This window comes from Streptomyces sp. NPDC006384 (assembly GCF_042870695.1).
In the GTDB taxonomy this organism is placed as follows: Bacteria; Actinomycetota; Actinomycetes; order Streptomycetales; family Streptomycetaceae; genus Streptomyces.
Window position 1 is genome coordinate 343,817 of record NZ_JBIAHR010000006.1, and the last position, 13,230, is coordinate 357,046.

The following is a 13,230-nucleotide window of genomic DNA, read 5'->3' on the forward strand; positions in this document are numbered from 1 at the left end:
CAGCACATGCTCAGAAGAAGCTCGTGCTCAGAAGAAGCACGTGCTCAGAGCTTCTCCACCGGCGCGTACCGCAGCAGCAGCCGCTTCGGCTTGGCGTCCCCGAAGTCGATCGTCGCCTCGGCGTTCGCCCCCGTGCCCTTGACCCCGACCACCGTGCCGAGCCCGAACTGGTCGTGCGTGACGCGGTCGCCGACCGCCAGGGAGACCGCCGGCTTCTCGGAGGCGGACCGACGCGTGGCGAAGCCGGACGCGCCCGACGCCGACGAACGGGACCGGGACGACGACAGCGAGGCCGCCACTCCGGAGAGCGGTGCGGAGGGGGCGGGCCCGTTCGCACCGGTCCGCTTCCACTCCAGGTGGGCCGCCGGGATCTCCTCGAGGAAACGCGAGGGCGGGTTGTACGACGGCTGTCCCCAGGCGCTGCGCAGCGTGGACCGCGTCAGGTACAGCCGCTCGCGGGCGCGGGTGATGCCGACGTAGGCCAGGCGGCGTTCCTCCTCCAGCTCCTTGGTCTGGCCGAGGGCACGCATGTGCGGGAAGACGCCGTCCTCCATGCCGGTGAGGAAGACGACCGGGAACTCCAGGCCCTTGGCGGTGTGCAGGGTCATCAGGGTGACGACGCCGTCGCCGTCCGACCCCGCTGCGTCAGCAGCATCATCAGGCGCTGTGGGGATCTGGTCGGAGTCGGCGACCAGCGCGACCCGTTCCAGGAAGTCGGCCAGGGTCCCCGTGCCCTCCTCCTCGCCCTCGGCCCGCTCCTGTTCGAACTCCAGGGCGACGGCGGCGAGTTCCTGGAGGTTCTCGATGCGGGTCTCGTCCTGCGGGTCGGTGGAGGACTGCAGTTCGGCGAGGTATCCGGTGCGTTCGAGGATGGCCTCCAGCACGGTCGCCGGTCCAGCGCCGGACTCGACGACGGTGCGGAGGTCCTCCATGAGCGCGTTGAACCGCTTGACGGCGTTCGCGGAGCGCGCGGCCATGCCGTACGCCTCGTCCACGCGCTTGAGCGCCTGCGGGAAGCTGATCCTCTCGCGCTGGGCGAGGGCGTCGATCATCGCCTCGGCGCGGTCGCCGATGCCGCGCTTGGGCACGTTGAGGATGCGGCGCAGCGGCACCGAGTCCTCGGGGTTGGCGAGGACGCGCAGGTAGGCGAGGACGTCCCGGACCTCCTTGCGCTCGTAGAAGCGGACACCGCCGACGACCTTGTAGGGCAGACCGACGCGGATGAACACCTCTTCGAAGACACGGGACTGGGCGTTGGTGCGGTAGAAGACGGCGACGTCTCCGGCCTTGGCCTCGCCCGCGTCGGTGAGGCGGTCTATCTCGTCGGCGACGAACTGGGCCTCGTCGTGCTCGGTGTCGGCGACGTACCCGGTGATCCGCGAACCGGCGCCCTGGTTGGTCCACAGGTTCTTGGGGCGGCGGGACTCGTTGCGCTCGATGACCGCGTTGGCGGCGCTGAGGATGGTCTGCGTGGAGCGGTAGTTCTGCTCCAGCAGGATCGTCGTCGCGTCCGGGTAGTCCTCCTCGAACTGGAGGATGTTGCGGATGGTGGCGCCGCGGAAGGCGTAGATCGACTGGTCGGCGTCGCCGACGACGCACAGCTCGGCGGGCGGGACCTCGGCCCCGGGCGGTACGGCCCCGGGCGGTACGTCGCCGGGGTGCTCGGAGGGAGAGCCGACCAGCTCGCGGACCAGCGCGTACTGGGCGTGGTTGGTGTCCTGGTACTCGTCGACCAGGACGTGCCGGAAGCGGCGGCGGTAGTGCTCGGCGACGTCCGGGAAGGCGCGGAGCAGATTGACCGTCGTCATGATCAGGTCGTCGAAGTCGAGGGCGTTGGCCTCACGCAGCCGCGACTGGTACATGGCGTAGGCCTGCGCGAGGGTCTTCTCGAAACCGTCGGCGGCCTGCGCGGCGAAGTCCTCCTCGTCGATCAGCTCGTTCTTCAGGTTGCTGATCTTGGCGCTGAAGGACTTCGGCGGGAAGCGCTTCGGGTCCAGCTCGAGATCGCGGCAGACCAGGGCCATCAGACGCTTGGAGTCGGCGGCGTCGTAGATCGAGAAGGACGAGGTGAAGCCGAGCCTCTTGGACTCGCGGCGCAGGATGCGGACGCAGGCACTGTGGAACGTCATGACCCACATGGCGTTCGCGCGCGGGCCGACGAGCTGCTCGACGCGCTCCTTCATCTCACCGGCGGCCTTGTTGGTGAAGGTGATCGCGAGGATCTGGCCGGGGTGGACACCCCGCGCGGCCAGCAGGTGGGCGATGCGGTGGGTGAGCACGCGGGTCTTGCCGGAGCCCGCGCCGGCCACGATGAGCAGCGGGGAGCCGGAGTGCACGACGGCGGCGCGCTGGTTCTCGTTCAGCCCCTCCAGGAGCGCGGCCGGGTCCAGGGCCGGGCGCGGGGCGCCGTCCCGGTAGTACGGGTCCCGGTCCGGCGGCACGTCGAACTTCCCGCCGAACAGATCGTGCGGCACGGACTCCGTTCCGTGATCGTCCTCGGGCGGTGGCGGGGGTTCCTCCTCGTGACCGTGGGGGGTCTGGAGGCTCGCCAGGAAGCTTTCGTCAAAGAGGCTGCTCATCGCTCTCCGAGTCTAGGGCTCCCCACCGACAACCGGCCGCCCTCCCGGAGAACGACCGCCGTTCCGCGGCCCGGGAGCGCCGGGAACGGTGGGCCGTCGCCCCCCGGCGTGGTGAGTCGCCGGTCCCCCGCGTGGTGCGTCCGGCCCGGCGGGCGGCCCTGCCTAGCATCGGGCCCATGTCACCCGGCACCTTGTCATCCGGCACCCCGCACCCCCTGCGCGCCTGGTGGGCGCAGCGTCCGCCGGCGGCCGGGGCCGCGGTGATGGCGACCGGCATCCTGTCGGTCGGCCTGCACCTGATCCACCACGAGCTGCTCTCCCGTATCGCGCTGTTCCTGGCCTGCGCCGCCTGGCTGACCCTGGCGGTGAACTTCGTCTCGCTGCTGCTGTTCGACCGGACGAAGTGGCTGACGCGGGCGGGGACGCCGGGCGCGCTCACCGCGGTGGCCGCGACGACCGTGCTCGGCACCCGTTTCTCGCTGCTCGGCTGGACGGTCCCGGCGGCGGCGCTGCTGGTACTGGCCGCGCTGCTGTGGCCGGGGCTGCTGCTGATCGTCGTCCAGCACTGGGAGCGGCGGATGCCGGGGGCGGTGTTCCTGGGCTGTGTCGCCACGGAGGGGCTCGCCGTGCTCGGAGCCACGCTGGCCGCGGATACCTCGACGGCCTGGCCGGCGCACGCGGCACTGGTGCCGTTCTGGCTGGGGCTCGTGCTCTACGCGATCGCGCTGTTCCGTTTCGATCCCCGGCAGGTGGCCCACGGCGCCGGGGACCACTGGGTCGCGGGCGGCGCGCTCGCCATCTCGGCGCTCGCCGGGGCCAAGCTGATCGCCGCGTCCCGCACCGGCCGGTACCTGTGGAACAACGACGTCGCGGCGGTCCTGCACGACGCGACCGTCGCCCTGCTGGCCTTCTGCCTCGCCTGGTACGTCGTGCTCCTGGCCGGCGAGTTCGTGTGGCCGCGGCCCCGCTACGACGTGCGCCGCTGGTCGACCGTCTTCCCTCTCGGCATGACGGCGGCGGCGGCGCTGTCCGTCGCCGCCGCGGTGGACGTCCCGTGGCTGGAGGGGCCGGGTCGGGCGCTGGTGTGGATCGCGGTGGCCGCGTGGCTGGCGGTCGCCGCGGGGGCGGTGGTCTCGGCCCGGACGGCGCTGCGGTCCGCCTCCGCGGAGGATCCGGGGGCCGGGGACGTCAGGTCCACAGCACCGCGATGAAGACGTTCACCAGGGTCAGCAGGCCGACCAGGCCGAACAGCGGCTTGTCGGCCTTCTCCTCGTCGCGCTTGACGTAGACCAGGCCGAGGATCACGATCAGCACGGCCAGTTTGACGCCGATCTTGACGTTGTCGACCGCGTAGTCCTGGGCCTGGTTGAGGCCGACCAGGACGGCTCCGGTGACCAGCATCGTCAGCGCGCCGTGCAGCATGGCGGGGGTGAAGCGGGCCTCGCCCCGGCCCATCGCCTTCATCTGGGTCAGGAAGCCCCCGAGCAGGGCGGCGATGCCGACGATGTGCAGCCCGACGAAGAGGTGGATGAGTACGTCCATGAGGCCGGAGCCTAATCACCGGCCGGCCCCGCTCCGGCACCGGCCCGCCCGGCCCGGCGTACGCATATGACGGCGTACGCGCACAGCGATGCACGCATATATGCGCCCCTTAGCAGCTCACCGCCCCCACGTGTCCCTGATCCGGCATTTCGGTCATCACCCTGCGTGAAGAGGACGGCCTCCCGCCCGGCCCGCGGTCACTTGCGGTCGCCGTCCGGTCCGGTACCGCCAGTTCCGCGCAAACCGTCACCGGCCCGTTACCGACCGGCTTAGCGTCCTGCGGCAGGTGACCGGTACGAACAGCGGCCGGCGCCGGGTACGGAAGGACGTGAATCCCTGGTGGCAGCGCATCGCAGGCCGCGGAGGCGCCTCTCGGGCAACGGGTCGGCGGCCCGTACGGCCGTCACGGTCACCCTCGCGGGGGCGGCCACCGCGACCGGGCTGGGCGGCACCGGGAACGCCGCTCCGGAGCCGACCCCGGCGCAGGTCAGGGCCAAGGTCGACAAGCTGTACCAGGAGGCGGAGGCCGCCACCGAGAAGTACAACGGCGCGAAGGAGAAGGCCGACGCCGCCGAGCGGCGCCTCGAGGACCTGCGGGACGAGATCGCCCGCAAGGAGGACCGGCTGAACACGACGCGGGAGGCGCTGGGCACGGTCGCGGCGGCGCAGTACCGCAGCGGGGGCATCGACCCGGCCCTGCAGCTCGTCCTCTCCTCCGACCCCGACCGGTACCTGGAGGGCGCCGCGTTCGTCGAGCGGGCGGGCAGCCGGCAGACGGCCGCCGTCCGCCGGGCGCGCGAGGAGTTGCGGGACGTCGAGCAGCTGCGCGGGGCCGCCCGGATCGAGGTGGCCTCGCTGAAGTCGCGGCGGGCCGAGCTGAAGGAGCACCGCGAGACCGTCACCGGCAAGCTGGACGCGGCACGCCGCCTGCTGTCCCGGCTGACGGCGGAGGAACGCGCCCGCCTCGTCCCCGGCACCGACCGCGCGACCCGCTCGACGGGCGCCCGCGAGGACCTCGCGGCCTCCGCCCCGGCGCCGGACTCCAGGGCCGCGGCGGCCGTCGCGTACGCCTACCGGAAGATCGGCAGTCCCTACGTCTGGGGCGCGACCGGACCGAACGCCTTCGACTGCTCGGGCCTCACCCAGGCCGCCTACCGCGCCGCCGGCGTCTCCCTGCCCCGCACGACCTACGGCCAGATCGACGCGGGCCGCCGCGTCTCCCGCTCGGAGCTCCGCCCCGGCGACCTGGTCTTCTTCTACTCCGGCATCAGCCACGTCGGCATCTACGTCGGCAACGGGCGGATGATCCACGCCCCGAACCCCTCGGCCCCGGTGCGCGTCGCACCCGTCGACCAGATGCCCTTCGCGGGTGCCACGCGCGTGGTGTGAGACCGACGGGCCGGCCCCGGATGCGTGCGCGAACCGTTGCCACGCCCGGGGTCCAGCCCTACTCTCACGAAAGGTGAAAGCGCTTTCCCGGCTGACATAGCTTGTCATGCTCAGATCAGATCGGCTGTTTTGTCGTACTTCCCGAGCTGAGCACGCATGCGAGCCGCTGCCACCGCAGCACGTCACCGCGCCATCGAACAGGACAGGCGGACACGAGGGGCAACCGCTTCCCACCCCTCCCCGAGCGGCATCCCCGTGTCCCCGCCGACCACGACAGCGTGCGGCACCCCCCGCCGCGCGAAGACGGAAGACGAGGCGAGACATGAGACGACCAGTCGCCGTACGGCTCTCGGCCGCAGTGGGCACCCTGGCCCTGGCGGCCGCGACCGGCGCGGTCCTGACCGCACCCGAGGCCTCGGCCGCGGCCTCCGGCGCCACCGGCTACGCCACCCAGAACGGCGGAACCACCGGTGGCGCGGGCGGACAGACCGTCCGCGCCACCACGGGCACCGCGATCCACCAGGCCCTGTGCAGCCGTGCCTCCAGCAGCACCCCGATCGTCATCCAGGTCGAGGGCACCATCAACCACGGCAACACCAGCCAGGTCTCGGGCGCCAGTTGCAGCACGGCGGCCGACAAGATCGAGCTGAAGCAGATCAGCAACGTCACGATCGTCGGCGTCGGCAACGGTGCCGTCTTCGACCAGCTGGGCATCCACATCCGCGAGTCCAGCAACATCATCATCCAGAACGTCACCGTCCGGAACGTCAAGAAGTCCGGTTCGCCCCTCTCCAACGGCGGCGACGCCATCGGCATGGAGAGCGACGTCCGCAATGTGTGGGTCGACCACACCACCCTGGAGGCGTCCGGCGGCGAGTCGGAGGGCTTCGACGGCCTCTTCGACATGAAGGACAACACCCAGTACGTGACCCTGTCCTACAGCGTCCTGCGCAACTCCGGCCGCGGCGGCCTCATCGGCTCCAGCGAGAGCGACCGCTCCAACGGCTACGTCACCTTCCACCACAACCGGTACGAGAACATCGACTCCCGCGCTCCCCTCCTGCGCGGCGGCATCGCCCACATGTACAACAACCACTACGTGCGCCTGAACGACTCCGGCATCAACTCCCGGGCCGGGGCGAAGGCCAGGGTCGACAACAACTACTTCGAGGACTCCAAGGACGTCCTCGGCACCTTCTACACCGACGCGGCCGGCTACTGGCAGGTGGGCGGCAACGTCTTCGACAACGTCACCTGGTCCGAGCCCGGCACCGACTACAACCCGGCGGGCCCCGACCCGAAGTCCAACACCAGCGTCGCCATCCCGTACTCCTTCACCCCGGACGACGCGTCCTGCGTGCCGGCCGTCGTGAGCCAGACGGCGGGAGCGAACAAGGGCCTGAAGGTGTCGGACGGCAGCTGCTCGGCCCAGTCCCCCGAGCCCACGCCGAGCCAGACGAACCCGAACCCGACCCCGAGCCCGACCGACCCGTCACCGAGCCCGACCGTACCGAGCGGCACCAACCTCAGCCTCGGTGCCGGCGCCGACGGCTCCTCCAAGGCCAGCGGCACGAGCTACGGCAACGTGCGCGACGGCGACCTGAGCACCTACTGGTCGCCGGCCGGCTCGACGGGCTCGATCTCCGTCAAGTGGGGCTCGGCCACCACCGTGGCGAAGGTCAACATCCGTGAGGCGGCGGGCAGTACGGGCACCATCGGTGCCTGGAAGCTCGTCAACGCCGACACCGGCGCGACCCTGACCTCGGGCAACGGCGCGGGAGTCATCACCTTCCCCGCGACCTCGCTGAAGAAGGTCACCTTCACCATCACCAGCGCGTCGGGCACCCCGAAGGTCGCCGAGTTCGAGACCTACGCGGGATAACCGGCTCACCCCTGGGGACGCCCGTCGGCCACCACCCCGGCCGGCGGGCACAGGCGCGCGTCCCGGCGGAACAGCGCGGTCCACAGGAAGGTCACGCCGAAGAGCGCCGACTCGGGCGGCTCTTCGCGCATGCGGCGCAGTTCGACCTCCACCAGGTCGGAGAAGATCCGGCGCAGTGATTCGGGCGTGTAAGCGAGGCCGCCCTGCAAATCGCGTGCACGGTAGAGGTCCGCGTCGGCGAGTTCCGAACCCATCCCTCCTTCACCGGCGGCGAAGCTGGTGAGGGCGAGATGGCCGCCGGGAGCCAGGACGCGGTCGAGGAGAGCCAGGTAGCTCACGCGGCGGTGCGGTGGCAGATGGTGGAAGCAGCCCGAATCGACGACCAGGTCGTACGGACCGCCCAACTCGGTGCCGGAGAAGGCGAAAGCGTCACCGCACAGGAAACGGACCTCGACTCCGGCCTCGCGGGCCCGGTCCGCGGCCCACGCGAGAGCCGTCGGGGAGAGGTCGACCGCGTCCACCTCGAAGCCGTGCGAGGCGAGGTACAGGGCATTGCGGCCCGCTCCGCAACCCAGATCCAGGACCCGCCCGGGAGCGATCAGGCCCCGGTCGAGGTAGGCGGCCAGATTCTCGTCCGGCTTCGCCGCGAAGAAGGGGACCGGCCTCGTCCGGTCGCTGTAGAAGCGGTCCCAGAAGTCCTTGCCGTCCCCGGTCGCCAAACGGCCGGTCCCGGATCCGGCTGCGAAGAACCCGTCCAGGAGCGTGAGAACGTCATCGACGGTGCGTACGGTCCGGTCCACCCGGCCCCCCTTCCATCCGGGATCGATCGTAGGAGCGAGGAGGGCGAAAGACCAGGTCAGGTGTTGTTTGGTGACGGCTTGAGCGGGTTGCTGAGAGGCTCGGAGGAGACCGGGGTCCCTCGGCTCCGAGGCCCGGCCCCGCGTCCCTCCGAGTTCCCTTCCAGGGCCGGGAAAGGACCGTTCCCGCCCACGCCCGGCAGACTATTTCGACTGGTTCTCCAGTGGTGCCGCGAGCCGAACGTCGTCCGGTGGGGCTTCAGGAACGCGGAGTACGCCGTCGCCTGAGGCGACTTTAGGTGCAGCAGTGCCTCGCAGGCGCGGCCGAAGCAGTCGGATCGAACCGGGCCGAGGCTCCGTGCGCGCCCTCCGCACCGGCCTGGTGCGTCGCGGCGCGCAGCGCCCGGTTCCCGAGGCTCGCCCTCGACGCTCGAACGCCGGCACGGGCGTACGCGAAGGTCCCGGCCGGCCACCCGCGCCGCTTCGTCTACGACCTGACCGGCACCACCCAGCACCGCGACGCCCAGGTCCGCCATGCTCTGCCCCGGCTGCCGCACTGGGCCAGAACCTGCGGGGTGAAGGCCGTCGCGGTCGAAGACCTCGACTTCCAGGCCGAGAAAACCAGAGAGAAGCAAGGTCGCCGAGTTCGAGACCTACGCGGGACAACCGGCCCGCCCCTGGGGACGCCCGCCGACCGTCACATCGGTCGGCGGGCCGTCGCCGCTTCCGGCCGGGAGTCCCTGGCGGCCAGGACGGCCTCGCGGGCGAGAACGGCAGCGCGGGACGGAGGCGCGGACGGAGCGGGCGGCACTCCGCGCGGGGCGGCACCGTGCGGCGAGGCGGTACGGCAGCCCCGGCACAGCCCACCGGCGAAGGCGGCGGGACGCCCCGGTACGCCGCACTCGGTGCACTCCGGCATCAGACGGCCGACGAGGCGGGGACCGGGACCGTCGTCGTCCGGCGCCGCTTCACGCTCCGCGTACGGCATCGGCTCGGGCGGCAGCTTGTCCCGCAGCCGTCGGGCGACGAGGCCACGCGGCGCATGGACGTCGTCCGGCAGGCCGGTGGTGAGGGCCCGCATCAGGGAGACGGGGGTCGCGCCCCGCTCCAGCCAGGGGACGACCAGGTCGGTCAGGGCGTGGCAGTCCGCGTCGGACAGGGCGAGGCGGGGATCGACGCGGTCGAGCCGGGCGAGGGTGCGGTAGGCGGTGGCGCGGTGGGCTTCGGGGGTGGCGGAGACGGCGGGTGACGGGGCGGGATCCGTCGCCGTGGCGGCGTCGGTGGTGTCCTGAACCGGCGTCACGGCGCCCACGGCCTCGGCGCCGCCCAGGAAGCGAGCCCACCATGCGCTGTCGCGTGCGGTGCCGGACCAGAACGTGCGGAACACCCATCGCGTCGTGCCGTCGGCGGTGACCGCGAGCCCGCGGACGCGGTGGAGATGCCCGGCACGGGAGAGGTGGTTGAGCGCACTGCGGACGGCCTGCTGCCCGTACAGCGGCAGCGCCTTGGCGAGGCTCTTCACGTCCATCGCGGCGCCCTCGGGGAGCCGGTCGACGTAGGCGGCGATGTATGCCTCGCGGGCGGGGAGGTGCGAGAAGTCGGCGGGCCGGGAGGCGGCGCCGGGCTCGGCGGGGGCCGTGCGTTTGCCGTATCCGGGACTGGCCAGGGGATGAGCTGCGGGCGCGGGCAGGGCAGAGCTACAGTCTTCGTAAGCCATGAGATCGCTCTCTTCGATCTTGGGGTGAGACCCCGGCGGGTGCTGCGAACACCCGACCGGGGTTGTTTATTGCTGCGAACGCTAGAGGGCACTTACGGCGCGTCGCAAGCCGATCACGAAAAGTCATCCCTGCTGCCAGAGAGGCCAGTTGCGGCGGGGAGGGCGGGTGGCGGGGAGAACCCCACCACCCATTCCTCAGAAACGCCGCTCGGTTCCCGAGGCTCGCGTCTCGAAGCTCAAGCGCCGGTACGGGCGTACGCGACGAAGGCCGTCCAGGCGTCCCCGCCGACGGCGAACCGGGGACTCCGACGCCCGAGCTTCGAGTCCCGGACGTGCACGGTGTGGGGGCAGGGGGCGACTTCGACGCAGTTGCTGCCCTCGGCATCGCCGTGGCTGGACTTCCGCCAGTCGAGGGCAACTTCCACACAGGCGCCGCCCTGGCTGTCGCTGTAGCTGGTCCTGTACCAGGTGAGGCGTTCGCTCATCGCTCTTCTGCCACCTTTCTGATGAACGTGGCCGACTCCTCCACGCCAAGGCAGTGCATGCGGACCATCACATGGGCTTGGCTGAGTGCACTCACCTTGCCGGGACTCGCATGCAGGACGCTGACCTCCGGCGCTTCAACGTATCCGTAACGGTCGTGCTCCGGCGTCTCCAGCAGCACGATGGTGCCGTTGAGAGCGCCCCCGCCACAGCGGCCAAGTGGGCCGTGCCCGCACCCTGTTCCGCGAGCAGGCGGCCCCTCCTGGGAGCTGCCGCCGGACGTCACGGACACGGCGGAACTGCTCCTGAGCGAGCTGGTGACGAACGCGTACCGCCACGCGAAGGTCCCGGCCGGGCGTGAGATCCGGGCCTGCTGCCAACTGACCGGTGACCGGCTCCGCGTCACCGTGACGGACGCCGCCGACACGCTGCCGGTGCTCGCCCCGGCCCGCCCGGACGACGAGTCGGGCCGGGGTCTCGCGCTGGTGGCGGCGCTGGCGGCGGACTGGGGCGCGCGGAGCAAGGAGTGCGGCATCGGTAAGGAGGTGTGGTTCGAAGTGTGACGCGAGGATCGTGTCGCCCCACCCGTCACCAGAGCCACCTCTTCCTTCACAGGTGGTTACCGCAGTCGGGTTGCGGTTACTTCGTTTGTTGCGAATAATTCGAATACAACAGTGGAGGACGTCATGGGGACCGCAACAGGCAAGAAGCTCGAACCAGGCGTAGTCGATGCAGGTGAGGCGCAGCGAGCGCTGCGGCGGATCAACGACTACCTCTCACGTACCGCTCAGAGCGATGAAGACATCCAGGTGCACCTGGAGACCGGAGCCGGCGACGAAGCGCTTGTCCTGCCGCGTCCTGTGGCGGAGATGTTCGCCTCGATGCTGGCAGCTCTGGCCAATGGCCAGGGCGTCCAGATCATGCCGGTCGACGCCGAGCTGACGACCCAGCAGGCCGCCGACATGCTGAACGTGTCCCGCCCCTACCTGATCGGTCTCCTCGAGTCCGGGGAGATCCCCTTCAGGCTTGTGGGCCGTCACCGTCGTATTCGCTTCGCCGACCTGCACCAGTACCTGCGTGAGGACGATGCGAGGCGCAAGGGGGCGGCCGACGAGCTGATGGAACTGGACCAGGAGCTGGGGCTGCTCTGACATGACATTCGTCGTGATCTACGACGCATGCGTCCTGTACCCCAACACGCTGCGGGACCTGCTGATCCGTGTCAGTCAGAGAGGCTTTGTCCGTGCCAGATGGACGGAGGTCATCCTGGACGAGGTGGACCGGAACATCGCACGGAACTACAACATCGCTCCTGAGACTCTGGCGCGCCGTAGACACCTCATGAATCAGGCGGTGCGTGACTGTCTGGTCACAGGCTTCGAGCCCTTCATCGAAGGGCTCGAACTGCCTGACACGGACGACAGGCATGTGTTGGCCGCCGCCATCCGGGCGGGCGCCCAGGTGATCGTGACGAACAATCGCAAAGACTTCCCCGCCCAGCTACCTCGCCGGCTGGGGTATCGAACGCAAGACCGCCGACGAGTTCATGATGGACCTCATAGGCCTGGACGATCGCGTGGTGTACGCCTGCGTGCAAGAGATCGCCACCTCCCGACGGCGCCCGCCGCAGACGTTCGACGACGTGCTGGCGCAACTGGAGAAAGCAGGGCTGACCGAGTCCGTGGCCGCTCTGCGGCGTGGGCCGGGGGCCGTGACCTCCAATGCAGTTGCCTTAACGACCATGCCGCTGAGGTTGAGGCATGAGAAGTCACAGCCCGCTCACTGTGCTGGCGGCCGCTACGGCGATGATGGAGCGGAGAGTGACGGGCAAGCCGTAGTCCAGCGGGCGGTACCTGCTGCTCCGCCGCAGTCTCAAGGAGATCCTCGATCGTGCAGGGGAGAACATGAATCGAAGACTCGGCGGCCTTGTGGGGGCACTAACTCTGGCCGCTGTCTCGACCACGACAGGGTGCTTCGCCCGATACTCACCCTGCCCAGGGGAGGGCCAGCGGCCGGGCGGGCTGGCCAGTCAGGATCTGGTCGGCACCTATCGAGATGCCGCAGACCGTTCTGTGACCCTCAAGGGTGATGGAACGTTCACGACGACGGGGTGGCCGACGGACCTTGAGGGTGCAGAGGGCCCACCAGAGCAGAGAGACGGCAACGGGACGTGGGAGCTGACCAGCACTGACAGCGTCGATTTCCCCATCTCGCTGACGTTCCATGAAATCAGCGGCTACTGGGACAGTTCGGAGGAGGGGGGCTATTACGGCACGGGGCTGTATGTCGACGGAAGTCGGCAAGTCCCTCGACTCTATGAGTACCGGGGCGACCCGGACGTCTGCGACCTCAATAGGTTCAAGCGCAGCAACTGAGCTGAGGCCCCTACGGATGTCAGGCAAGCAGAAGGCAGCGGTGCAAGGCTTACGTTCCCTTGATGGCTGGTCTTCCGGCCCGGCGGGTGCTCTTCGGCTTCGAAGTCTGGTTGTGCGCCCAGCGGCCAGGTTGCACGGTGCCGCGTCTGGCGCGAGTCCTCAGCACAGGCCAGCGGTTCGGCTTCTTGATCGCGCGTGGGCAGTCCCGGCTGCGCCGAGCCGGGAGGAGGCGTGCACGTGCCTCCCGCCCGGCGTCGGCGAAGGAGCGGGCGAGCTTGGTGGCGGTAGCTCCGAGCTGGGAAGGGATGCTGCGGCGCACAATGCGGACGCACTTCAGATAGGAGACACGGTCGGTGTCCACTACCGGTGGTCGGGTAAGGGCGGCTGTGTGGGCGAACTGGCGGATCGCGTGGTGGACCGCGAGGTAGGCCCACAATTCCTGCCGGACGCCCTCTGGTGTCCGTGA

The 13,230-nt window shown here is 70.2% G+C and carries 13 protein-coding genes and 1 pseudogene; 8 read left to right on the top strand and 6 right to left on the bottom strand.

Features of this window, described 5'->3' with window-relative positions; genetic code table 11:
* Positions 1 to 44 precede the first annotated feature (44 nt).
* Entirely contained in the window at positions 45 to 2,579 is a 2,535-nt protein-coding gene (pcrA, locus tag ACFYOJ_RS10810; RefSeq protein ID WP_356558542.1) for a DNA helicase PcrA, read from the bottom strand.
* 176 nt (positions 2,580 to 2,755) lie between these two features.
* Between pcrA and ACFYOJ_RS10815 the strand changes: the two genes are divergently transcribed.
* Positions 2,756 to 3,790, top strand: a complete 1,035-nt coding sequence (locus ACFYOJ_RS10815) for a tellurite resistance/C4-dicarboxylate transporter family protein (protein ID WP_356558541.1) — start codon at positions 2,756 to 2,758, stop codon at positions 3,788 to 3,790.
* Here ACFYOJ_RS10815 and ACFYOJ_RS10820 read toward each other — a convergent pair.
* On the bottom strand, positions 3,768 to 4,121 hold the full coding sequence (locus ACFYOJ_RS10820; RefSeq protein WP_356558540.1) for a hypothetical protein: 354 nt from the start codon (positions 4,119 to 4,121) through the stop codon (positions 3,768 to 3,770). The two genes, ACFYOJ_RS10815 and ACFYOJ_RS10820, sit on opposite strands and share 23 nt — an antisense overlap.
* A gap of 339 nt (positions 4,122 to 4,460) precedes the next feature.
* On the opposite strand from ACFYOJ_RS10820, the gene ACFYOJ_RS10825 reads away from it, so the two are divergent.
* Positions 4,461 to 5,510 (top strand): NlpC/P60 family protein, encoded by a 1,050-nt coding sequence (locus ACFYOJ_RS10825; protein WP_356558539.1) that lies wholly within the window; start codon positions 4,461 to 4,463, stop codon positions 5,508 to 5,510.
* A 322-nt stretch (positions 5,511 to 5,832) separates the two neighbouring features.
* Complete coding sequence (locus ACFYOJ_RS10830) at positions 5,833 to 7,392, top strand: polysaccharide lyase family 1 protein (RefSeq protein ID WP_356558538.1); 1,560 nt, start codon at positions 5,833 to 5,835, stop codon at positions 7,390 to 7,392.
* A gap of 5 nt (positions 7,393 to 7,397) precedes the next feature.
* Here the strand turns inward: ACFYOJ_RS10830 and ACFYOJ_RS10835 are convergent, their stop codons facing one another.
* Positions 7,398 to 8,192 (bottom strand): class I SAM-dependent methyltransferase, encoded by a 795-nt coding sequence (locus ACFYOJ_RS10835; protein ID WP_356558537.1) that lies wholly within the window; start codon positions 8,190 to 8,192, stop codon positions 7,398 to 7,400.
* Positions 8,193 to 8,650: 458 nt separating this feature from the next.
* Between ACFYOJ_RS10835 and ACFYOJ_RS10840 the strand changes: the two are divergent.
* Positions 8,651 to 8,840 (top strand): annotated as a pseudogene (locus ACFYOJ_RS10840) (transposase); the annotation flags it as partial.
* Positions 8,841 to 8,886: 46 nt separating this feature from the next.
* Here ACFYOJ_RS10840 and ACFYOJ_RS10845 read toward each other — a convergent pair.
* The 3 genes from ACFYOJ_RS10845 to ACFYOJ_RS10855 all read right to left on the bottom strand — a co-directional run bounded on the left by ACFYOJ_RS10845 (position 8,887) and on the right by ACFYOJ_RS10855 (position 10,570).
* Positions 8,887 to 9,906 (bottom strand): hypothetical protein, encoded by a 1,020-nt coding sequence (locus ACFYOJ_RS10845; RefSeq protein ID WP_356558536.1) that lies wholly within the window; start codon positions 9,904 to 9,906, stop codon positions 8,887 to 8,889.
* A 236-nt stretch (positions 9,907 to 10,142) separates the two neighbouring features.
* Entirely contained in the window at positions 10,143 to 10,391 is a 249-nt protein-coding gene (locus ACFYOJ_RS10850) for a DUF397 domain-containing protein (RefSeq protein WP_356558535.1), read from the bottom strand.
* Positions 10,388 to 10,570 carry a hypothetical protein gene (locus tag ACFYOJ_RS10855; RefSeq protein WP_356558534.1) on the bottom strand — a complete coding sequence of 61 codons (183 nt, stop codon included), beginning with the start codon at positions 10,568 to 10,570 and terminating at the stop codon, positions 10,388 to 10,390. Before ACFYOJ_RS10855 ends, ACFYOJ_RS10850 begins: the two co-directional genes overlap by 4 nt.
* A gap of 10 nt (positions 10,571 to 10,580) precedes the next feature.
* Between ACFYOJ_RS10855 and ACFYOJ_RS10860 the strand changes: the two genes are divergently transcribed.
* From ACFYOJ_RS10860 to ACFYOJ_RS10875, 4 genes are all read left to right on the top strand, one after another.
* A complete protein-coding gene (locus ACFYOJ_RS10860) occupies positions 10,581 to 10,952 on the top strand; it encodes an ATP-binding protein (protein ID WP_388596576.1) in 372 nt (123 codons plus the stop codon).
* Positions 10,953 to 11,075: 123 nt separating this feature from the next.
* Entirely contained in the window at positions 11,076 to 11,540 is a 465-nt protein-coding gene (locus ACFYOJ_RS10865; protein WP_356558553.1) for a helix-turn-helix domain-containing protein, read from the top strand.
* Between the two features lies 1 nt (position 11,541).
* Positions 11,542 to 12,153 (top strand): PIN domain-containing protein, encoded by a 612-nt coding sequence (locus ACFYOJ_RS10870; protein WP_388596579.1) that lies wholly within the window; start codon positions 11,542 to 11,544, stop codon positions 12,151 to 12,153.
* A 308-nt stretch (positions 12,154 to 12,461) separates the two neighbouring features.
* Positions 12,462 to 12,764: a hypothetical protein gene (locus ACFYOJ_RS10875; RefSeq protein WP_388596582.1), complete on the top strand. Its 303-nt coding sequence runs from the start codon at positions 12,462 to 12,464 to the stop codon at positions 12,762 to 12,764.
* Positions 12,765 to 13,230 lie beyond the last annotated feature (466 nt).